The following is a 22,043-nucleotide window of genomic DNA, read 5'->3' as shown; positions in this document are numbered from 1 at the left end:
TCTAACTAATAATAATTTTAAGAAAAAGATGAAAAATATTATGTTTATTAAACTCGTTTATTTATTATGAACTTGTTTAGTTAACTTAAATATTAAGTTAGTCAGTATTATATTAATTTGGCTTAATCTAATTAATATTCTTGTTTCTCTAGTAAACCCTGTTAATGACTTTATAATAATAATTTTGTTTGAATCATCTTGATATTTTGTTACTTTTGAAACATGTGATTCACTTGTAATAATTAAAAAATTTATATTATTATCTTTTGCAATACTAATATAATTAATAATTTCATCAATGTCTAGTCCCGTAACAAAAAAAATAATTGTATCTTTTGAAGTTAATCTCATTAATAAACTTCTTTCAAATTTTCTATTATTAAAATAAAAAGTTTGCTTATTATAATTAATTATTTGTGAAAAAAGAGTAAGTAATTTAAAGTCACTTTCTTGACTATTTATTATTGCTAATCTATTTGAAATATTAATTTCCTCTACAAAAAAATCTAATTTTTTTTGGATTTCTAAACTATCAATAAAGTCAGTTATATCAATTCAATCAATTAAACTTAATTCATTTTCTTGATTATTACTTTGTTCTGTTAATCCATAAAACTCCATCTCAGCAATTAATTTATGTAAAAGTTCTCCATATCCTTCATAACCGAGTTTTTTTGAAAAAAGTGTTAAAGTAGATTTTGAGATATTTAGTTTAGAAGAAACTTCCTTTGATTTATAAAAAACATTATTATAAGCACTTTTTAATATAAAGTTAGCAATTTGATAATCAAGAGTTTTATCATTAGTTTTTATAACATTTTTAAGTTTTTCTCTAATTCTCATATAACTTTTATCCTTACTAATTAATAAAATCTTATTAATGAATTTTTATTTATATTTTTAATATTATAGAAAAAAAAAAAAAAAAGAATATCTAAATAATTTTGAATAAAAATATTTAAACGGTATTGGGGAGGGTATTGGGGAGGCTAAGTAACATTATTTCCTAAAATTTTGGATCATTTCGTTTGGTGTACATCCATTTTTTAAGATTATATTTGTACTATTAAAAATTTTAACAAATTTATATATACAACTTCTAAAATGTTGATCATTATTAAATTTATTACCAAATATTAAATAAAAATACTTTTTGACTCATCTATGTGTTTGTTCTACAAATTGATTACCTTTAAATCCTGATGCTGAATTTGATCTAATTATATTATGCTGTTTACAAAATTTTTCTGTTTCTTTACTTGTAAATGCAGAACCTAAATCACTATGCATAATAATTTTCTTTATTCTAACTAAATCCATTTTTCTTACTAAACCTTCTAGCATTTCAAGAGTTACTAGTATATTTTCAGAGTTGCCAATTGAATATGAACTAATTTCATTAGAGTAAAAGTCATATGCAGGTAAAAATAAGCGTTTTGTTTTAACTCCTCCAATATAAATATTTTTAAATCATGTACCATCAATTCCAATCTTTTCTAAATATTTATTAGAGCTATAATCTCCTTTTATAAGATCTAATGAGGTATATTTCTTATGAGTACTTATTCCCATTCTTGTTTTTGATTTAGAAGATGCTATTTCTTTTTTTAATTTTAATAAAACATCTGTTCTAAGTTCAATAATTGTCTCTCTAGAAAGATTTATATTGAAATCTTTTAATATCTTTAATCTAGCTTTTTCAGCACCAAATATACCGTCCTTCCTTGAATAAATACTTTCTACAGCCTCTTTGGCATGAAGATGATATTGTCTTTTATATTCGGGTTTTCCTCTTTTAATTCAATTAGTATAACTACGATAACCAACACCATAAATTAGAATAGTTTGTTTTGCATCATTTCCCATTAATGATAATTCATATACTGTTTGATATATCTGAATTATATCTTTTTTTGTATATGTCTTTTTATTAACCTTTTGATAACCTATTAGAAATGATGCTATGGACTTTTTTAATAACTCAACTTCCTTCTCTGCTTGTTTTCTTTTCTTCTTTTCCTTCTTAAGTTCTATTAAATAAGCACTTCGCTTAATTTGTTCTTCTAATTCAAAAAGCCTCTTTTTCAATTCTTTATTCTCTTCACTATATTTGTTAACTTTATTTTTAAGTCTAACTTCATTGGTTTTATTACGTTTTTTCCTATCAAATACTTTAATATCAGATGACTCATGATATTTTTGATATCAATCTAAAATACTTGAATTAGCTTTTATATTATATTTAATTGCAATATCTTTTAATTTAATTCCATTAATATAATCATTAACAGCTTGAATTTTTAACTCATTTGAGTATTTCATTTAGATACAACCTTTCTTGCTAATACAATTATAATCTTGTTCGGAATTATAAAACGAAAAAATTGGGATACCTATGTACTTAGACCCCCCAATACCGAGGCTAAGTAACATTATTTCCTAAAATTTTGGATCATTTCGTTTGGTGTACATCCATTTTTTAAGATTATATTTGTACTATTAAAAATTTTAACAAATTTATATATACAACTTCTAAAATGTTGATCATTATTAAATTTATTACCAAATATTAAATAAAAATACTTTTTGACTCATCTATGTGTTTGTTCTACAAATTGATTACCTTTAAATCCTGATGCTGAATTTGATCTAATTATATTATGCTGTTTACAAAATTTTTCTGTTTCTTTACTTGTAAATGCAGAACCTAAATCACTATGCATAATAATTTTCTTTATTCTAACTAAATCCATTTTTCTTACTAAACCTTCTAGCATTTCAAGAGTTACTAGTATATTTTCAGAGTTGCCAACTGAATATGAACTAATTTCATTAGAGTAAAAGTCATATGCAGGTAAAAATAAGCGTTTTGTTTTAACTCCTCCAATATAAATATTTTTAAATCATGTACCATCAATTCCAATCTTTTCTAAATATTTATTAGAGCTATAATCTCCTTTTATAAGATCTAATGAGGTATATTTCTTATGAGTACTTATTCCCATTCTTGTTTTTGATTTAGAAGATGCTATTTCTTTTTTTAATTTTAATAAAACATCTGTTCTAAGTTCAATAATTGTCTCTCTAGAAAGATTTATATTGAAATCTTTTAATATCTTTAATCTAGCTTTTTCAGCACCAAATATACCGTCCTTCCTTGAATAAATACTTTCTACAGCCTCTTTGGCATGAAGATGATATTGTCTTTTATATTCGGGTTTTCCTCTTTTAATTCAATTAGTATAACTACGATAACCAACACCATAAATTAGAATAGTTTGTTTTGCATCATTTCCCATTAATGATAATTCATATACTGTTTGATATATCTGAATTATATCTTTTTTTGTATATGTCTTTTTATTAACCTTTTGATAACCTATTAGAAATGATGCTATGGACTTTTTTAATAACTCAACTTCCTTCTCTGCTTGTTTTCTTTTCTTCTTTTCCTTCTTAAGTTCTATTAAATAAGCACTTCGCTTAATTTGTTCTTCTAATTCAAAAAGCCTCTTTTTCAATTCTTTATTCTCTTCACTATATTTGTTAACTTTATTTTTAAGTCTAACTTCATTGGTTTTATTACGTTTTTTCCTATCAAATACTTTAATATCAGATGACTCATGATATTTTTGATATCAATCTAAAATACTTGAATTAGCTTTTATATTATATTTAATTGCAATATCTTTTAATTTAATTCCATTAATATAATCATTAACAGCTTGAATTTTTAACTCATTTGAGTATTTCATTTAGATACAACCTTTCTTGCTAATACAATTATAATCTTGTTCGGAATTATAAAACGAAAAAATTGGGATACCTATGTACTTAGACCCCCCAATACCTTGTTACTATAATTTACTATTTAAAATTTTATTATAATCAATTATAAACTTCTCTTTTAATTTAATTTGATAATTAATAATTTGTTTTTGATAATCATCTTTAATATTTTCAACTTGATTTGAGTAATTTACAATATAATTTCTTTTATCAAATTTTTCTAAGTTAGCTATCTCATTACTTTTTTTATTAGCTATTTCTTGTAAAGATTTTTTTCTAGCTTCTTTTGAATTTTGAATAAACTCTTTAGTTGAACTTAAATTTTCTTTAATAAATAATTTCTCACCATCTTTGATTTGATCAAAAGCATTTTTGGCAGCTTGAATTTGCTCTTTTGCATCAAGATTAATTTGTGCTTTTTCTTTTTTTAATTCCTCAATTTGTTTTTGCATATTATTTGATTCTTCTTCAGTTTTTGCTGATTTTAACAATAATTTTAAAGTCAACATTTTATTTTTAATCTCTTCTTGTTTTTCTTTTTTAGATTCAATAATTTGTTCTAATTTTAGAACATGATGTTCTTTTAAAGAACCTATAGTTCCTTTATTTATAATTAATAATGTTCCGTAAACTAAAGTTGTTACTGCAACTCCCGATAAAATTGCAATAAAGAATATTATTGTAAATCATCCATATGGAACAGCTCCTAATATTGCCACGATTGGTCCCCCATGTGCTGCAAGGTCTGTAACTTGAAATCCTCCTGCTATTGCTCCTGCAACCATTCCACCTAGAACGTTTGCAACAATAGCTCTTTTTGGGTCTCTAATGACAAATGGAATTGCTCCTTCTGAAATTCCAATTGTACCCATTATCATAGCTGAGATACCCATTCCTCTTTCTTCATTTGTAAAAAATCTTTTAAATAAAATAGTACTTAATCCCATTGCCAATGGTGCGATTGGAATGGCTGCTGCCATTGCTCCCATTGGCTCCGCAATAGGTTTTTCTAAAGTTACTAGTGCAGAACAAGTTACAAAGGCAATTTTATTGATTGGTCCTCCCATATCAAATGACGCCATTGCCCCTAATAAAATACCTAATCCAATACCTAATCCAATACCAAAGTTTTCACTTTTATATCCTGCTTCAATAGCAGAAGAAAGTTGGTTCATTAATCAACCAATTGGTCCACCTAAAATATAAATAAATAAAATTGATATCCCTATCCCAGCTGTTAAAGGAATAAAGAATATAGGCATAACAGCTTTAAGTGATTTATGAACTTTTCATGTATTAACTCATTTTACATAATACCCTACTAATAATCCAGCAATGATAGCTCCTATAAATCCTGTTGGTGTTGAAACTTCTGTCATTCCTGGTAATGGCATAAATTTAGAAGCATCATTTCCTATAAATGCTCCTAACATTGCAGGTGCCAAAGCAGCTCTTCCTGCAATTGAGTTAGCAATAAACCCTGCTAAAATTGGAATCATTAAAGCAAAAGCTGCTCCACCAATTTTATCCATTACAGCTAATGGATTTCAAGGATAAAGGGGTTCACCATTTTCACCAATTGGTCCCCCAGTTCCTGCTGCAGGTCCTCATATTGCTTTAGCAATTCCGATTGAAAATGCTAAACAAATTCCCCCCATTATAATTACAGGAATCATATATGATATTCCTGCTAAAATATGTTGTAATACACCTTGTTTTGTTTTACTAATACCACCTTCATTTTTAAATTCACTATTAACTTGAATTGTAGCTTTTAGTAAAGCTTCATCAACTAATTTTAAAGGTTCTTTAATTGCTCTTGCTACATGAGTTTGATAAACAAGTTTACCATTAAAGCGATCTAAATCAACTTTTGTATCTGCTGCAATAATTACAACATCGGCATTTTCAATTTCTTTTGCAGTTAGGGGTGTTCCCACTCCTTTACTTCCTTGTGTCTCAACTCTAATATTGTGTCCTGCTTTTGTTAATTCCAAAAGCAATTTATCTTCTGCCATATAAGTATGAGCAACACCAACAACACAAGCTGTAATAGCTACAATATTTTTACCTGTTTTTTTGCTATCCTCTAAGTTATTTTTTGAAATGGGATATTTGACTTGAATTAATTTTGTAAACTCTTTTGCATCCTTTGCATCCTTTAATTTTTGTCTTAATTTGTCATCCATTAGTTTTTTCGCAGTTTGACTTAAAATATCTAAGTGCTCCTTTGAAGCATTTTCTGGAATAATAAGTGCAATTATAACTTTAGATGGTGAACCATCTAAAGACTGCCATTCAACTCCATTTAATGTTCTAACACAAATTATTGAAGCTGATGTAATACCTTTAACTTTAGCATGAGGTATTGCAAAACCATCTTCAAAACCTGTTGTGCCTTGTGACTCTCGTTCATAAAAAGCTTTTAAAAGTTTTTCTGTATCTTGAAAGATACCTAGTCATTTTGCTTTATTACAAATATATTTAAAAACTTCATCTTTTGAATTGAGGTCCATATTTAAAAAAATATTTTTTTCCTTGTATATATTTTCCATATTCTCCATTTTTTTCCTTTCATAGAGATTATTTTCCAATTAATCTAAAAAGTCAATCATTTATTTATAAAAGAAAAAAAACCTAAAAAGGTTTTATAAAAATATGAATTTTTTAGAATTATCTATGTTCAAGCAATAATAATTTCACATTTTCCAATTATTTCTAAATGCTCTAAATTATCAATACAAATAGCTGATTCCCCCATTGTAAAATTTATAGAGTTAATTTTACAATTTCCATTTAAAATAGTAAATTGAAATCACTTTACATTATCTTGTTTTGTCCAAATAAAATTTTTATCTCCATCAACTTTAATTTTTTCAAATGAGAAAAAATCACAACTAAACTTAAGATTATTTTGTTTTTTAATAATAATATCTTTTGAATCAGGAATTGTAAGATTATCAAGACTCTCTTTTATGTGTAATTCTCTTGCTATTCCTTTATCATCAACTCTATCATAATCATATAATCTATAAGTTATATCACTAGATCTTTGTAACTCATAAACTACAACTCCAGGAGTAATAGCGTGAATTTTTCCTGGTTCAACATAAAGAAAATCTCCCTTTTGAACTTCTACTTCCTTTAATAATTTTTTTCATTCTCCATTATTCATTAAATTTTCAAATGAACTCAGATTAGTTGCTTTATGACCATAAATTAATTTAGCGTCCTTTGGACAATCCATTATATATCAACATTCTGGTTTTCCCAAAGAGTTATGATGAATTTTTGCATATTCATCGTTTGGATGAACTTGAACTGAAAGATAATCATTAGCTGTTATTATTTTTACTAATAATGGGAATTGTTCATCTTTACTTACTCCAAATTTATCTCTATTGTTTTCAAAAAAAGACTTAAAAGTAGTTTTATCTTCTAATAAAGACATTCCATTTTCATGAGCAGAGATCAATCAAGCTTCACCAATATCATTGCTTGGTATTTGAAAACCATATTCCTTTAATTTCTCTCCACCCCAAATTCTTTTGGAAAAGAAAGGTTTTATTTTTATAATTTTATTTATCATTTTTCATTACCTCCTCAATTATTATAAAAAATAGTTATTATTTAAATTCTTCAATAATTTTATTTAATTTTTTTCCTACGCCTGCATTTTGAACAGTATCAATGACTTCTTTAGATAATTCCTTAATACCTTCAATTGCATTCCCCACAGCATAGCAATTAGGAAAATCTTCAAACATTGGAAAATCATTGTGTTCATCACCAAATAAATGAATATCTTCTTTTGATAAATCATATTTTTCCAATAATTTATTCAAACCTCAACTTTTTGTTACACCCTTTTTAAAAATCTCAACTCTACATTTATCACCTCTTGGAAATTCCAAAGCTAATACGTTATTATTTTTTACAATATTTCTAACATACTCTAATTGTTTATCATTTTTAACATTTGCTACTAAAACTGGAAAACTTTCATCTAAATCTAAACCCTTTTCAATTAATTGCTCTAAACTTTCATAATTATATAAAACTTTTCCATCAGGAAAATGTGAAAAATCTAAGTTCATCTTATTTTCAATTAATGACTCAATTCACTCTTCATCTTGAATAAAATGTGTTCTAAAATCATTTGGAACACAAATATCAATAGTTGTATTTAAAAATTTTCCTAATAACTCTTTAATTTCTGCTTTTTTAAAATGTCTTTTTGCAACATATTTTAATGTTTGAGGATCAATTACTGAAGCTCCATTAGAACAAATTACTGGCAAATTAATATTTAATTCTTTTACAGCAAAATCTGTTAAAAAATAGTTTCTTCCTGTAACAATAGTTAAACTATTATTTGAATTTTTTTGAAAATTTAATAAGTGTTTCTTATTTGCTTCACTGATAGTATCTAATTCAAAAATGATTGTCCCATCCATATCAGTGGCTGCTATTTTTTTTATCTTTCTCATTGCATTCCTCCATTACAAGATTATTTTAACTTGATTTTTTCTAAAAAATATATATTTATAAACTTATATTAGGTTTATACTAATAAAGTAATATAAATACAAAAATATTCATATTACTTTATTTATAACAAAATATTTAAGAAATAAATGGTTTAATTACTAAAATAAAAATTTAATATACCTACTTGTGAGTACTTAAATTTTTTAGTGTTTCTTAAAAGAGAGGAAAAAGAAAAATGACAAAAAGTTTACAATTATTAAATAATCGTATTTCAGCTAAAAGATACCAAAAGGAATTCAAATTATCTGATGAACAAAAAACTGAATTATTAGAATCTATTAGATGAGCACCAAGTTCTTTTGGTATGGAACCTTTTAAAGTTCTTTTAATTGAAAATAAAGAAATAAGAGAAGAAATATTAGCTGGTTGATGAAACCAAGTTGGAGTTACACAAGCTTCTGCAATAATTATTTGAGTTGCTTACAAGGAAGAATATTTAAAAAATATTCATTTTAAAGAACAAACTGAAAGAAATATTCCAGATGGTTTTGAAAGTATTAGAGAAACAATGATTGGTGGAGTTAATGCAGTACTTACTTCATTAGATATGTCTATTAATGAATGAGCTGCAAGACAAGCATATATTTCTTTAGGAACTGTGCTTAATACTGCACAAGAAATGGAAATTGATGTTTGTCCAAGTGAAGGATTAGATTCAAATATGGTGGGACAAGTTCTTGCAAAACATAATTTAATAAATTTAGAAAATGAAAAAGTTTTAGTTGGAATGTTTATTGGAAAAGTAGACACCTCTCAAGAATTTCATCATTCATTTTCAAAAACAAGAAGACCTGCTGAAAAAGCTTATAAAATAGTTAAATAATAAATAATATTTATTATTTATTTAACCAACATTTAAATGTTGGTTTTTTTAATTTTATAAATAAATTTTTAAAATTAAAAAGTATGTTTTATTTTTTTGTAAAAAACTTATCAAACCTATAACTTATTTTTTGACTCTTAGTTAATTTTTCATAATCATCTTTATTAAGTATTTTTACTTGATACCTTTTACTATTTTTATTTAATCTGATTCAATTTCAAAATCCGTAAATAGAGTTAATTAAACTTGAAGCATATTGAATTATAAAAATAATTACTGTAGATTTTTCAAATAAGCTATCTTCAATATTAATCAAAATAAAAGTTCACATAATTAAACTTACTAAATTTGTTAATAATCATAATGTTCATTGATCAACATATCGAAAAATCATTAAGATAATTGCCATTATAGTTCCCATTAAAATAAATGAATCAAATCATATACTATTTGCGTCACTAAACTTAATCATTAATAAGGAATAAGTAACTCAAACTATAATTAAAGTTAAATAAACCAATATCATTGCAGGTCATGATAAAAATCTTGACATAACATCTCCCTTATTATCTCTTTTTCTAAATCAAAGACCAAAACCAATTATATTCATTGGTATATAGAATGCTGCATGTAATATTATTGAACTAAACAAGGATCCTTGAATAAGAATTATAATATATAAAACAGAATTAATAGTTGCTACAATAAAAGCACTTATTTTTCCCTTTGCTCCAAGAATAACACCAATTGTACCAATTATACCTGCAATTATTGCAATCGCCTTATCTTTTGCAACTATTCCTAGAGTTAATATTAAAGCTGTAGAAATAAATAAAAGTAAAATCTCAAATGGGTTTCAACCTGTTAATTCAGATTTTAAAAATTTCATAAAGCCATTTTGTTTTTTTGAAATTTGTTCTTCAATATCAATATTTGTTTCATCTCTAGTATTTTTCATATTGCTCCCTTAAGTACTTGATTACTTTGACATCTTCAATTTTAGCTCCTTGTACTTCCACTATTTTACTTGCAACTAAGTTTGCTAACTTCAAAGAATTTTCCATTGTTTTACCATTTGATAAGCTTAGCATAATGGTTGCAATATGAGCATCACCAGCGCCAAGTGTATCTTTGACTTTTTTTACTTTAATTCCATCTACTCGAACTAAAGTTTTTCCATCATAACAAATTACTCCACTCGAACCTAAAGTAACATAAATTACATTTCTATTTTGTAAATACAAACTTTTTATAGCTTCATCTAAATTTTTTATATTTGTATAGTCAATAATTTCTTTTTCATTTAAATGTAAAATTGGATTTAAACTCATAATTTTTTTCATTAACTTTTTATTTATTGACGTTATCATTGGTCCTGGACAGAAATAAATATTTTTTTTACTTAACTTAGCTAATTGATTAACTATTTTTTCTCCACCACTACTATATGCTTTGTAACCCTCAAAATAAATATTTTCATATTCATTTAAATTAATATTATCAAATCACTCTTTTTCAAAATCATCTTCCAAACCTGAATAAGTTATAAAAGTTCTTTCACCATCTGGTTCTATTAAGGCAATGCAATAACCATTGTCTTTGTAATCTTTTTTTAAAAGTATTTCATAATTTTCTTTAATAAGTTGCTCTTCAATAATTGATCCAAAAACTCCCTGCCCAATTGGAACAAATAAAGAACAATCTTGATTTAATAATTTAAAAGTATTTGCTACATTATAAGCACAACCACCAACGCTTATTGTTCTTTGTTTAGAAACAACATCACCTGATCTTTGTGGTAAATTTTCAACTTTCATCATTATATCAACAATTGCAGAACCGATAATTAAAGTTTTCATGTTTAAATACCTTTTTCTTTTAAATAAGTTTCAATTTTTTTAATATAAAAATCAAAATTTACTTTATTACTTTCTTTAATTATTTTAACAAAATTTTTATCAATTTCTTCAATACCAGTATATGCTCCACAAATTGCGCAAGCCATTGCTCCAATAGTATCTGTATCTCCTGCTAAATTTGCTGCAAGAAAAGCAGCTTTGTTTACATTTTTAGCATAATATGCAATTGCAACTGCTGTAGGAACTGATTCACTAATATTTACCCCTGCTCCAATAACATCATATAGCTCATCAATAAATTCAATGTCTTTACCTTTAAAATGATTTGCAATTTCAATTGCTAATTTAATTCTTTTAGTCATTGAAGGACTATATGTTTCACTTCCTACTTGCAAAGCTAATTTATCAACAAGATATAAATCCTCTAATATCTCTTCAAAGTTAGTTTTGTAAAGTGCTGAATTAACACACATAGCAATTATTGAAGCTCCTGAAATAGTAATATCACTTGTATGAGTAACTTGTGAAACTTTAAAAACGTAATCTACTAATTGTTGATGTTGATTTTTTTTAAATAATAAACCAATTGGTGCTATCCTCATTGCTGATCCATTACTTAATGCCTTTTTTGTTATTTCAATTGGCTCTAAATTATTTTTAATCATTTTTAAGGCTTCTTTTGAAGTTGGACCTAAAATGTTTTGTTCAAAAGCATTATTTTTTTCAGCTCAAATCAATAAGTTCTTTGCAATTATTTTTTTATCTGGAATAAAATTATTTTCAAATAAAGAATCTAAAATGACTAATGCCTGTGCAGTATCATCAGTAAATTGACCTTTTTTATAATTTTTTGCAATATCATTTTCTTGAGGTCCATCTAAAAATTCAGTAATATAATCTTTAAAGAAATTTCTAACTTTATTTCTTCCTCATAACTCAGCAGGCATTCCCATGGCATCACCAATAGCCATACCATAAATTACACCTTCTATTTTATTTTTCATACTCTCTCCTAAAACCTATTATTAAATATTAAATTTGATTATTTTACAATAAGACTATAATAATTTTAATTATAATACTGTTTTAAAATAAATTAATTATAAAATTCATGAAAATCAAAAAAAAAAAAAAAAACTTTTTTTAGTTATTATTTTCAAACATTTCCATAAAAATTTCATAAACCTTATCTAGGTTATTTTTTTCGGTTGAAGATATTGCTAGAAATTTATCTTCTGGAGCTAAGTTTAAAGTTTGTTTCACTATTTTTTCGTTTTTTACAATATCATTTTTTTTACATTTATCTCTTTTAGTAGCAACTATAAATACCCTTATCTCATGATGTTTAAAAAAATTATACATTTCAATATCATCAATAGTTGGTTTATGACGCAAATCAACTAATTGACAAATAAATTTTAACTCTGCTCTATTAGTTAGATATTCATCCATCATTTTACCAAAAGCTAATTTTTGATCACGATTTACTCTGGCATAACCATAACCCGGAGCATCAACAATTCTAAATTCTCCATTATTGATATCAAAGAAATTTAACAATCTTGTTTTACCAGGTGTTGATGAAGTTTTAGCTAGTTTATTTTGATTTGTAAGTGCATTTATAAAAGTTGATTTACCAACATTACTTCTACCAATAAAGCACACTTCCTTGATATTATCTTGTAATCAGCCACTCTTATTTGCAGCTGATGTAATAAATTTTGCTTGCTTTATCATAATGTTTTGTTCTCCACTTTTCAATTATAAAGATAAAATTTTATCAATTTCTTTTAACATTTTTTCGAAGTCTTCTGTTTCTTCAAACATTTCATCTCGTGCTTGTAAATTAGCATCACTTTTATTTGAAATCTCTGATTCGTATAATAATCTAAGTTTTCCTACTAAATCTTCTTGCGTTTCAATTGTTTCTTCTAAAAACTTATTATGCTCATTTAGATATTTATTACGTAATTTACTTTTACCTTTATTTTCTTTTAATGACTCTAAATAGGCAATTTCAAATTCCATATATTTTTGATAATTTTTGCTTTTCATTGCTTTTTTTGATTTTTCTGAAAATATTTTCTTTTCTTCATTGCTTAATATTTTTTTTAGCATACTTTTACCCCGATCTTAATTATATGTAATTATTATAAAACATTTTATTGACTAAAAATGTTTTATTTATAGTTTATTTTTATTAAAAAATCATATAGTTCTAAACTATAATTTAATTTAATAATATCTTCAAACTCATTTTCATCCTTATAAGTAATGAATATTAGCGTTCTTTTAAGATTATATTTTATTTCAATAATACTTTCTAACCTAATAATTTCATTAAATAAGAATAACTGATTGTCATGTTCAAATGCTACTATAGAATTTTGCTTAATATTTAATATTAGTATATAAATAAATATTTGAAGAGTATAAATTAAGTAACAAATTGTAAAAACAAAACCTAGATATTTCATATCTTTAAAGATTAAATTTATAATAAAGAAACCTGTTAATAAAATAAACATTGATATAAATCCTATAAAAAAATAATATATAAAAAAAATTGATAACTTCTTATTAAAATATCTACTTTCTGATCATAGAGAGCTCATTTTTCTAATTCTATTAAAATAGAAAGTAAAAAAAACTACTAAGGTAATTGAAGTAAGTATGGAAAAAATATAGCCACTTATAACACTGCCACTTCAAACATTTGAGTAAATCATAATTATTTATCTCCTTTTTTTAATTCATTAATTGTAAGCAATAAATTAAAATCTTCTAATAAGAAAATATATTTATCATTATCCACTTCCAATTCAATAAATCTATTTCAATTTTTTTTGACATAGATGAGTAAATAATTACAAAATATCACATCTACTAAATTATGTTCAAAATACTGCTTTTTTAATTGAATCATTATTCTCTCATTTGTTATATAAATTGATGAGCTAATATTTGATTCTTTTAACTCTTTACTATAGTTCTCTTTTGCCCTTTTATTTTTTAACTTAATTTTATGAAACTGTAAATTATTCACAAAAAAATAACATTTTTCATTCTTTGGTAACTTAAACTTAATTGCTACTTCTTTAAGTTTAAATTTTTGTCTTAATTCATCTAATTCTTGCTTTTGTTTAAAATTTTTACTTTTAAAGTTTTTATATTTATCTTTAAAAATTAATGCCAAGATTCCTGTTATAAATACCATTAATAATCAAATTAAAACTATAAAAATAACTGCTATATTTTTACTTGTCATAGTTTTAACCCCTTTTTTATTTATATTATAACAATTATAGTTTTGAATTTTTCACTTTTAAATAGTTCAAAATAAAGCTAATAATATCTAATTTTAATTACTTTTATCTTATTATGAAAAAAGACAAAAAAAAGTCCAGACCTAAATCTGGACTAAAACTATTTAAGGGTAAAATAATTTTAAATTTAACAACTTGAATTGTTCTAGGTACTTATTTGCTTTTTTCAAAGCATTTTTTACAAGTAGCATTAACTTGTAGCTTCCTGATCCCACCCTTACACCCTTTTGTTTCAATTTTGAATTAAAACAAACAAGAAAGCTTGGAGATTCCATTATTTAATAAAATCAGTACTTTTTTAAATAATTACTTTGTTAAATTATATTTTAATATTTGTAAGTACTTAAAATACTTTACAATCTTTATTATTGATTATTTAAATAAATAATCAATAATAAATAGATAACATAAAAGACTTTTTATGTTTTTTTAATATTTTTATGTTTAAAAAAAGTTTGTAAATATTATTTTTTTTGATATATTTATATTAGCTGTTAATTTGCTAATTTTATTAACAGCAAAACATTATAGTTGTTGTAAGCCCTCCCAAGTTTATAATAACTGCAGGGAAATATGATTATTATCATTTTTAATTAAGTCATTTATTTGAATGTATATATACATCAATTAAAATATGACAAATAAGATAATATAAATATATTCCCTTTTTTTTATGAAAATTTTAAATAATTTAAAAAATTTCACTTAAAGCTCTATTTCAAAAATAGAGTTTTTTTAATTTAGTTATCACCTGTTAAAGTACTTCCATAATTAAACAATATTATAAAATATCAATCGAAAACAACATTTTAGTATATTCGATATAAGTCAAAATATTTTTTTATCTCCATTGATAGTATTTCTTTTGACATAATTATTTTATTCCTTTTATTTTATTTTGCAATAAAAAAGTGAAAAAAAGTGAAAAAAAGTCATTAAACAATGGCTTAAAAAGGTTTTCTTATTATTATTCCTTTAAATTGAGTTTTTACAATTATTGCTTAATTCAAACTCTTCTAAATTTTCTAATGAGATCTCTATCATGTTTTTTATAGCCTCATCTGTATAACTACCTATATGAGGGGTTATTATAACTCTTGGTGAAAAATTTATTAATTGTTCATATACTTCCAAGGGAAGTTTAGAATTTTTAAAATCCTTAAAAAATATCTGAGATTCATTTGAAAGTGTATCTAATGCTACACCCTTAAGTTTATTTGTTTTAACTGCTTCCAATAAATCCTCATTATTTATTAATTCTCCTCTTGACATGTTCAAAAAGAAAGAACCGTTTTTCATTTTATTAAAGAAATTCTTATTAATAAATTCATTATTTTCTCCTTCAATTAAAGGACAATGGACTATTATTGTATCACTTTCTTTTGCTATAGTTTCAAAATCAACATAAGTTAAAATATCTTCATTTAATTTATTAGGAAAAACATCATAACCTAGTATTTTTGCTCCCATACCTTTAAATGCTTTTGCAGTTTCCATTCCAATTCTTCCAGTTCCTATTATCCCAATTGTAGAATTTCTAATTTCTTTTGCATACATAAAATTGTCCACAATAAAATTTTTTTCTTCACTTCTCTTTTGCATATAAAAAATATTTCTCATCATTCCAATAGCAAGTGAAACAGCAAGTTCACTTACGGCATTTGGTGAGTAAAATGGAACTCTTGCCATTCTAAAACCTAATTCTTTGGCATAATTTAAATCAATATGATTATATCCAACTGTTCTTGTAAGAACATATTGAATTCCATATTCTTTAAACTTATCTAAATTTATTTTATCAGCAATACAATTTGCTCTTAAAATAACTGCATATGCTCCCTTTGCTGTTTCAATATTCTCGTGATTTAATAAATTTTCTTCTAAAATTAGCTCATAAGTGAACTTATTAGCAACTTCTTTAAATATTGCTCTTTCAGACTCTCTAACACCATAACATACAACTTTTTTAGACATATTTTTTCTCCTAACTAAACAAATTAGTTGCTGCAATAACTTTAACTATAATAATTCAAAATGGCATCATTATAACAGACATTAATGTTGCTAAAACTGATAAATTACTAGCAAGAATTTTTTCTTTATCATATGAAATTGCATATGATATAACCACAGAAGCTGGTGGTGCAGCAGTCATTACAACAAGTGCTCCTAGATTTGCTTCTGTAAGAACACTATTACCTGTAATTGCTTTTCCAATTGCTGCATAACCAACCGCCATTAATAAAATAATTAATGGCGATACTATTACTTTTATAAATGTTGAATACCATACTAGTTTTGACTTAGCTGCAACTTTTATATCACTTGAAGCTAAACTCATTCCAATAGCTAAATATGCTAAAGGTGTACAAATTCCAGCAACTAGTTTTAATGTTTTACTAATTGGTGGAAATAAAATATCTATTCTCAAAATAGAATAATTCACTTCACCTTTTTTTAATAAATCAATTCCAGGAATTAATTGTGTAACTCAAATAAATAAACCTACAAAAGTGGCAATTAAAATAGGATTTATAAAAATTGTTTTTAAACTTTTTTTTATTTGAATGTTTCTTTCTTTTTTATTTTTTTTCTTTTCCTCAGCAGGCAGTTTAGCAAGTTCTAGTTTATGTTCTTTTTTTTCTTCTCTTGTAAGCGTAACTGCAAGGTTTTTTCGGCTCATAATCATTAGTCCTAAACTATATAAGAATATTCTATATGGTACATTGAACAAGTTTCCTGATAAAGTTCCTGCTTTATCAAAAATTGCTCCCACTATTGGTAAACCAAAAAAAGTTGTTGAAGCTAAAGCAACGCACATTGCTAAAGTATCTTGAATATCTTTATTGGTTTTTAAAAAAAAGTATCTTGAAGTGAATAGCATAATGGAATAAAATAAAAAACCAATAATTAAAACTCCAAGTTGATTAATAAGATCTTGTACTTTGATATCTATTAAGAATCCATCCAAAGCAAGCGCAGGTAATCCGATTAGCATAACAACTTTTACAAATACTTTATCTCATTCCTTATTAAGGATATTTTTTTTAGTTAATATATAACCCAAAAAAATTACTGCTAAAGTTGATAAAATAGCTCCTCAAAACCCTCAATCGCCAAGTACCTTGACTACGGTTTCTCCAATATTTGTTGACAAATACATAAATTTTACCTTTCTAAAAATTTTTTACTTTTACTATAAATTAGTAAAATTTTAATTGTTTCTTTGTCCTCAACTATTATTTTATGCTTAACAAATAATTTAATTTTAGTTATTAATTATTTTTATAAATTAAAAAATCTTTTTACTATGGTAAAAAGATTCATTTTCAAATATTTAAAAAATTTAAAATTTATATGGAAAATTAAGTTCCAAAAATTTTTTTCAACCAGGATTTGGCGAATGATTAGGATAAATTTTTCAATATTTCTTTTGAGCTTCAAAATAAGAATTAGCTTCTATTATCTTATTTCTTACTAAGTACATAAAAACAATACTTGCACTTCTATTAACTCCTCAAATACAGTGAATATAAATTTTCTTATTTTCTATATTATCTTCAATTTGTTTTATTGCATCTAAAATTAGTGACTCATCAATATCTTCAAAATAAGGATAATCTTCAAAATTATAAAAGATTCTATTACTTTTTTGGTCGATTAATTTATTTTCTCCTTCTTTTGGATTTTGATCAAGAAAAATTTCTTGAGCACAACTTAAAATTAATTGTGAATCATTTGGAATACTGTTCATATCTCCAAGATATAAATTTTCAACTATTTTTTTACTCATTGTTTTTACCCCTTCTTAAATTCATACTGGTAAGAATTTTGAGAAAAATTCTGGAGCTGAATCTATAAATAAACAATCAAAATTAGTTACACTTTGAACTGCAACATTTTTATTTTTAATAATTCTTACACAAATATGTGTTTCGTCATCAATAACACTTTCTAATAATAAGATTGGACCCAATTGAATGCTTGGAATAATTTCATTTAAACCTAAAATGCTGGGATTTCTTAAATATAAATCAAATAATTTTTGACTTTCTTCTTCTGATTTATTGGTTAAATCAAGATAATGACTTAGTGAGTTTTGATTGCTTGCTTTTATTAATCAGTTTCTATTATCAAAAACTATATATAGATTAATAACTTTATAATCATTGTTTCTAAATGAGACTTTATATATCTCTTTTAATTCACCAGAGTCTTTTGGTGCATAAAACTCTATTTCACTACAATTACTCTTATTTATTTCTATATTTAATTGCTTCAAAAAATCTTTCTTTTCCATAAATTGTACCTCAATAAAATTATAAATAAAATAACTAGCTTTTGACTAGTTATTTTATTTATAATTAAATTTATTTTATATATAGTTAGGTGATATATAAAATACTTGTTAAAAATATAATTTTCTTTGTCCTCTTTTAATAAGATTGCAAATTATATTGTATTTTTTAAAAAATATCAATTTTAATTTGTTATCTCTTTTTTATTTTAAAAATATATATTAATTCAAATCTAAGTAAATATAAAATTCAAAATATTTAAATAATGGTTATTTACCCTACCTATTCTAAGTAGGGCAATTTAATTTTATATCTTCATAATAAAAAAGAAATAAGTAGAAACAAATTTAAAACGATTTTGGAAAATATAAAAAAAATAGATAAGTATAATTTTTTTATAATAAATTAATAGTTTTTTTCAGAAATTTCTTTAAAATAATATTAAAGGAATGATATAAATGAATTATAAAAAAAGTTTAAGGAAGATAAAAAAATATCACTATAATTGATTAAATATTACATTAATGATCCTTCTTTTTCCTATTGTATTAATTTTATCAATTTTATGTTCTATTATCTTCGTACCATACTTGTTTAAGTATACAAGAGAAGGAAAATATAAGGGTGTTGAATTTAACACCTACGAGCACTTACTTTATGATTTAAACGCCAAAAAAATTACTAATTTTAACATTAAAAAAGAACAAATTAGAGAATTCAATATTGGTCCCACTAGTGAACAAATTAGTGCTCTAATTGTTAAAAATAAGGATTCAAAAAAATGAGTTATTGGACTACATGGTTTTAAAAGAAATAAGTATATGGGTTTAAGAGGAGTTTTTCATCTTTATGAAAAAGGTTATAATATTATTTGTTTTGATGCCTTCGCTCATGGTTCAACTTATGGCAAATACTCTGATTTTGGACTTACAAATGCAAAAGTACTAAATGAAGTAATTACTTGAGTTAAAAACTCATTTGAAGTTGAGGAAATTGGAGTTTTTGGTACAAGCATGGGTGCTACTAGTGCAGTATTTTTTGCAAATAAATACTATGAAAAAAATAAAATAGATTGACTAATTGCCGACTGTCCATTTACTCAAGCTGTTCCACAAATTAGATTCTTTTTGCAAAAATATATGATAATCCCTTGATGATTAATGTCATTAGGAATAAATCGTAATTTTAGAAAATATGCTAAAATTAACATTAAAGATGTTAATTTACTAAAAGAAGATAATAATATAAATGATCTAAAAATTTTATTTATTCATGGTAAAAAAGATGATTTTATTTTATATCATAATTCAGTTGTTCTATATTCTTTAAAAAACTTAGTTGAAAAAGTTAAATTGAGTCAAATTAAGTTATATGAAAATGCAAAACATTCAAGTTCAATGCATAAAAATTTACAAGATTATATTGATACAACTATTGGTTTTATCAATAATTAAAAGGTTTTATAAAACTTTTTTTTATACCCTATTCATTATAAAAAGAAAAAAACTTCTTTACAGAAGTTTTTTTAGCCATATTAATTAAAATGACATCATTAATAAATTATTTAGAAATTTAACATAAAGCAAGACAATTGTAATATTATTACTAAAACCAAAACCCTATTTAAATAAAAGCTAAATTATATTATTTTGATACTCTTTTTAATGATAACTTAGCTTGGTCTTTGCTTTCATCAACTGAAATAACATATCCATCCATTTGTTGACCTACTGTTACATAGTCAGCTACGTTTGTTACGTAAGCGTCAGCAATTTCTGAAATATGAATAAGACCCTTGTAGATTTTACCATCAATTTCAGCATCACAAAATGCTCCGAAATCGACAATTTTAGTAATAGTAATATTTACAATTGTACCCATGTTTCGTTCTCCTTTACAATAACTATAAACTATTTTTATGAATAAAGGTAGATAAATTAAAAGAAATTTAAAAATAAATACTTTAGTGTGCAAAAATAGCTATTTTATTAAAAAATATCACCATTTTTTGATATTAAGTCCTTATATCAGTAAAATGATTTTTTCTTATATCTTTTTAGCTCTTTTAAGTCATTTTCTGTTCTATCTACATAGATAAAACCATAACGCTTTTTAAACCCTTGATGAGAAGATACTAAATCAATAGCACTTCAGGGATTATATGCAATAACTTCAACACCTTCTGAAATTGCTAATTGCAATTGTTCAATGTGTTGATGATAATATTCAATTCTCATTTGATCATTAACAGTCTCATTTTCAAGTTTTTCTGATAATCCAAGTCCATTTTCAGAGATCATTAAAGGTAATTGATATCTTTCATATACCTCTCTTAATGTAATTCTTAAACCTACTGGATCCATTGCTCATCCATATTCTGTTTTTCCTAGATATTCATTTTTTGAATAGCTAAATAAACCATTAATATCAAACATGGTTTGTTGATCTATTTTAATAGCCTTATTAGCATCTTCTTGATTTTCTTTTACTGTTCCTGATGTATAGTAATTTATTGATAAAAAATCAGGTTTACCTTTTTTAAGAATATCTAAATCATTATCCAATATTTCTGGCATAAGATTATTATCCAAAAAATATTTTTTAGCAATTGGATTATAAATTCCTCTAACAATGGCATCTAAATAATATCAATTTCTCATTATACTAGCATTTTGAGCACTTAAATAGTCCTCTGGTTTCTTAGAATCGGGATAAATACAAACATTGTTCAGAGCAGGTCCTATTTTTGCTTGTGTAGAGTATATTCTTAATAAATCAACAGCTTTAGCTTGAGCAATAAACATATTATGAGATTGCTGATACAATTCCTTTTCATTTACTGCAGTTTGTGAACCATTTAAAATAGAAACTTTACTTCCAATCATGATCATTACATTTTGTTCATTAAATGTAATTCAGTATTTTATTTTTTTAGCAAATCTCTTAAACAGTGCCTCAGCGTACTTTAAATAGGCATTTACTGTTAATTCCCTATTATTTCACCCACCTTGTTCTTGTAATGAGAGAGGTAAATCAAAGTGATATAAAGTTGGAATTGGTTCAATATTATTTTTAATTAGTTCATCAATTAAATTTTCATAAAATTGCAATCCCTTTTGATTAATTTCTCCATCTCCTGTTGGTATTATTCTTGACCAAGCAATTGAAAATCTAAAAGATTTTAAACCCATCTCTTTAAATAAAACAATATCTTCTTTATATCTATGATAAAAATCTGATGCAACTTTAAAATCACTAACATCATCTCCATATTTTTTTATATCTTGAACAGACATCCCTTTATTATCTTTGTTATAAGCTCCTTCAGATTGAAATGCTGAAATAGAAGCTCCTCATAGAAAATCCTTAGGAAAATTATTTTTCTTTAATTTCATAT

General features: G+C 24.6%; 21 protein-coding genes. 2 read left to right on the top strand and 19 right to left on the bottom strand.

Features of this window, described 5'->3' with window-relative positions; genetic code table 4:
* Positions 1 to 57: 57 nt before the first annotated feature.
* The 6 genes from AAHM99_RS02220 to AAHM99_RS02195 form a co-directional block, all read right to left on the bottom strand.
* On the bottom strand, positions 58 to 843 hold the full coding sequence (locus AAHM99_RS02220; protein ID WP_342275143.1) for a MurR/RpiR family transcriptional regulator: 786 nt from the start codon (positions 841 to 843) through the stop codon (positions 58 to 60).
* Between the two features lie 156 nt (positions 844 to 999).
* The gene (locus AAHM99_RS02215) at positions 1,000 to 2,322 is read right to left on the bottom strand and encodes a DDE-type integrase/transposase/recombinase (protein WP_342275142.1); all 1,323 of its coding nucleotides are present in this window, start codon (positions 2,320 to 2,322) and stop codon (positions 1,000 to 1,002) included.
* Positions 2,323 to 2,432: 110 nt separating this feature from the next.
* Positions 2,433 to 3,755 carry a DDE-type integrase/transposase/recombinase gene (locus tag AAHM99_RS02210; RefSeq protein ID WP_342275141.1) on the bottom strand — a complete coding sequence of 441 codons (1,323 nt, stop codon included), beginning with the start codon at positions 3,753 to 3,755 and terminating at the stop codon, positions 2,433 to 2,435.
* 102 nt (positions 3,756 to 3,857) lie between these two features.
* Entirely contained in the window at positions 3,858 to 6,344 is a 2,487-nt protein-coding gene (locus AAHM99_RS02205; RefSeq protein ID WP_342275140.1) for a fructose-specific PTS transporter subunit EIIC, read from the bottom strand.
* A 122-nt stretch (positions 6,345 to 6,466) separates the two neighbouring features.
* Positions 6,467 to 7,378, bottom strand: coding sequence for a type I phosphomannose isomerase catalytic subunit (locus tag AAHM99_RS02200; RefSeq protein WP_342275139.1), 912 nt, complete (start codon positions 7,376 to 7,378; stop codon positions 6,467 to 6,469).
* A gap of 37 nt (positions 7,379 to 7,415) precedes the next feature.
* Entirely contained in the window at positions 7,416 to 8,279 is an 864-nt protein-coding gene (locus AAHM99_RS02195) for an HAD-IIB family hydrolase (RefSeq protein WP_342275138.1), read from the bottom strand.
* A 236-nt stretch (positions 8,280 to 8,515) separates the two neighbouring features.
* Here AAHM99_RS02195 and AAHM99_RS02190 point away from each other — a divergent pair, with 236 nt between their 5' ends.
* A complete protein-coding gene (locus AAHM99_RS02190; protein WP_342275137.1) occupies positions 8,516 to 9,163 on the top strand; it encodes a nitroreductase family protein in 648 nt (215 codons plus the stop codon).
* A gap of 88 nt (positions 9,164 to 9,251) precedes the next feature.
* On the opposite strand, the gene pnuC is transcribed toward AAHM99_RS02190, so the two are convergent.
* The 11 genes from pnuC to AAHM99_RS02135 all read right to left on the bottom strand — a co-directional run bounded on the left by pnuC (position 9,252) and on the right by AAHM99_RS02135 (position 18,648).
* A complete protein-coding gene (gene pnuC, locus AAHM99_RS02185; RefSeq protein WP_342275136.1) occupies positions 9,252 to 10,121 on the bottom strand; it encodes a nicotinamide riboside transporter PnuC in 870 nt (289 codons plus the stop codon).
* Positions 10,108 to 11,022, bottom strand: a complete 915-nt coding sequence (locus tag AAHM99_RS02180; RefSeq protein ID WP_342275135.1) for a PfkB family carbohydrate kinase — start codon at positions 11,020 to 11,022, stop codon at positions 10,108 to 10,110. Before AAHM99_RS02180 ends, pnuC begins: the two co-directional genes overlap by 14 nt.
* Positions 11,023 to 11,024: 2 nt before the next feature.
* Entirely contained in the window at positions 11,025 to 12,026 is a 1,002-nt protein-coding gene (locus AAHM99_RS02175; protein WP_342275134.1) for an ADP-ribosylglycohydrolase family protein, read from the bottom strand.
* Positions 12,027 to 12,165: 139 nt separating this feature from the next.
* Positions 12,166 to 12,759, bottom strand: a complete 594-nt coding sequence (yihA, locus tag AAHM99_RS02170) for a ribosome biogenesis GTP-binding protein YihA/YsxC (RefSeq protein WP_342275133.1) — start codon at positions 12,757 to 12,759, stop codon at positions 12,166 to 12,168.
* A 24-nt stretch (positions 12,760 to 12,783) separates the two neighbouring features.
* Complete coding sequence (locus AAHM99_RS02165; RefSeq protein WP_339030807.1) at positions 12,784 to 13,140, bottom strand: hypothetical protein; 357 nt, start codon at positions 13,138 to 13,140, stop codon at positions 12,784 to 12,786.
* A 62-nt stretch (positions 13,141 to 13,202) separates the two neighbouring features.
* On the bottom strand, positions 13,203 to 13,751 hold the full coding sequence (locus AAHM99_RS02160; RefSeq protein WP_342275132.1) for a hypothetical protein: 549 nt from the start codon (positions 13,749 to 13,751) through the stop codon (positions 13,203 to 13,205).
* A gap of 2 nt (positions 13,752 to 13,753) precedes the next feature.
* Positions 13,754 to 14,290, bottom strand: coding sequence for a hypothetical protein (locus AAHM99_RS02155; protein ID WP_342275131.1), 537 nt, complete (start codon positions 14,288 to 14,290; stop codon positions 13,754 to 13,756).
* Positions 14,291 to 15,323: 1,033 nt separating this feature from the next.
* Positions 15,324 to 16,322, bottom strand: a complete 999-nt coding sequence (locus tag AAHM99_RS02150) for an NAD(P)-dependent oxidoreductase (protein ID WP_342275130.1) — start codon at positions 16,320 to 16,322, stop codon at positions 15,324 to 15,326.
* A 10-nt stretch (positions 16,323 to 16,332) separates the two neighbouring features.
* The gene (locus tag AAHM99_RS02145; protein WP_342275129.1) at positions 16,333 to 17,511 is read right to left on the bottom strand and encodes an AEC family transporter; all 1,179 of its coding nucleotides are present in this window, start codon (positions 17,509 to 17,511) and stop codon (positions 16,333 to 16,335) included.
* Between the two features lie 183 nt (positions 17,512 to 17,694).
* Complete coding sequence (locus tag AAHM99_RS02140) at positions 17,695 to 18,141, bottom strand: dual specificity protein phosphatase family protein (protein ID WP_342275128.1); 447 nt, start codon at positions 18,139 to 18,141, stop codon at positions 17,695 to 17,697.
* Between the two features lie 15 nt (positions 18,142 to 18,156).
* Positions 18,157 to 18,648 carry a hypothetical protein gene (locus AAHM99_RS02135; RefSeq protein WP_342275127.1) on the bottom strand — a complete coding sequence of 164 codons (492 nt, stop codon included), beginning with the start codon at positions 18,646 to 18,648 and terminating at the stop codon, positions 18,157 to 18,159.
* Positions 18,649 to 19,236: 588 nt separating this feature from the next.
* Between AAHM99_RS02135 and AAHM99_RS02130 the strand changes: the two genes are divergently transcribed.
* Positions 19,237 to 20,100 carry an alpha/beta hydrolase gene (locus AAHM99_RS02130; RefSeq protein WP_342275126.1) on the top strand — a complete coding sequence of 288 codons (864 nt, stop codon included), beginning with the start codon at positions 19,237 to 19,239 and terminating at the stop codon, positions 20,098 to 20,100.
* 190 nt (positions 20,101 to 20,290) lie between these two features.
* On the opposite strand, the gene AAHM99_RS02125 is transcribed toward AAHM99_RS02130, so the two are convergent.
* Together AAHM99_RS02125 and AAHM99_RS02120 are read right to left on the bottom strand one after the other, a co-directional pair.
* Positions 20,291 to 20,620, bottom strand: a complete 330-nt coding sequence (locus tag AAHM99_RS02125) for a S1 RNA-binding domain-containing protein (RefSeq protein ID WP_342275125.1) — start codon at positions 20,618 to 20,620, stop codon at positions 20,291 to 20,293.
* Between the two features lie 14 nt (positions 20,621 to 20,634).
* Positions 20,635 to 22,041: a glycoside hydrolase family 1 protein gene (locus AAHM99_RS02120; RefSeq protein ID WP_342275124.1), complete on the bottom strand. Its 1,407-nt coding sequence runs from the start codon at positions 22,039 to 22,041 to the stop codon at positions 20,635 to 20,637.
* Between the last annotated feature and the right edge of the window lie 2 nt (positions 22,042 to 22,043).

The organism is Spiroplasma endosymbiont of Cantharis lateralis (assembly GCF_964030855.1).
Lineage (GTDB): Bacteria > Bacillota_I > Bacilli_A > Mycoplasmatales > Mycoplasmataceae > Spiroplasma_A.
This window is presented reverse-complemented; position numbering and strand designations above follow the sequence as displayed.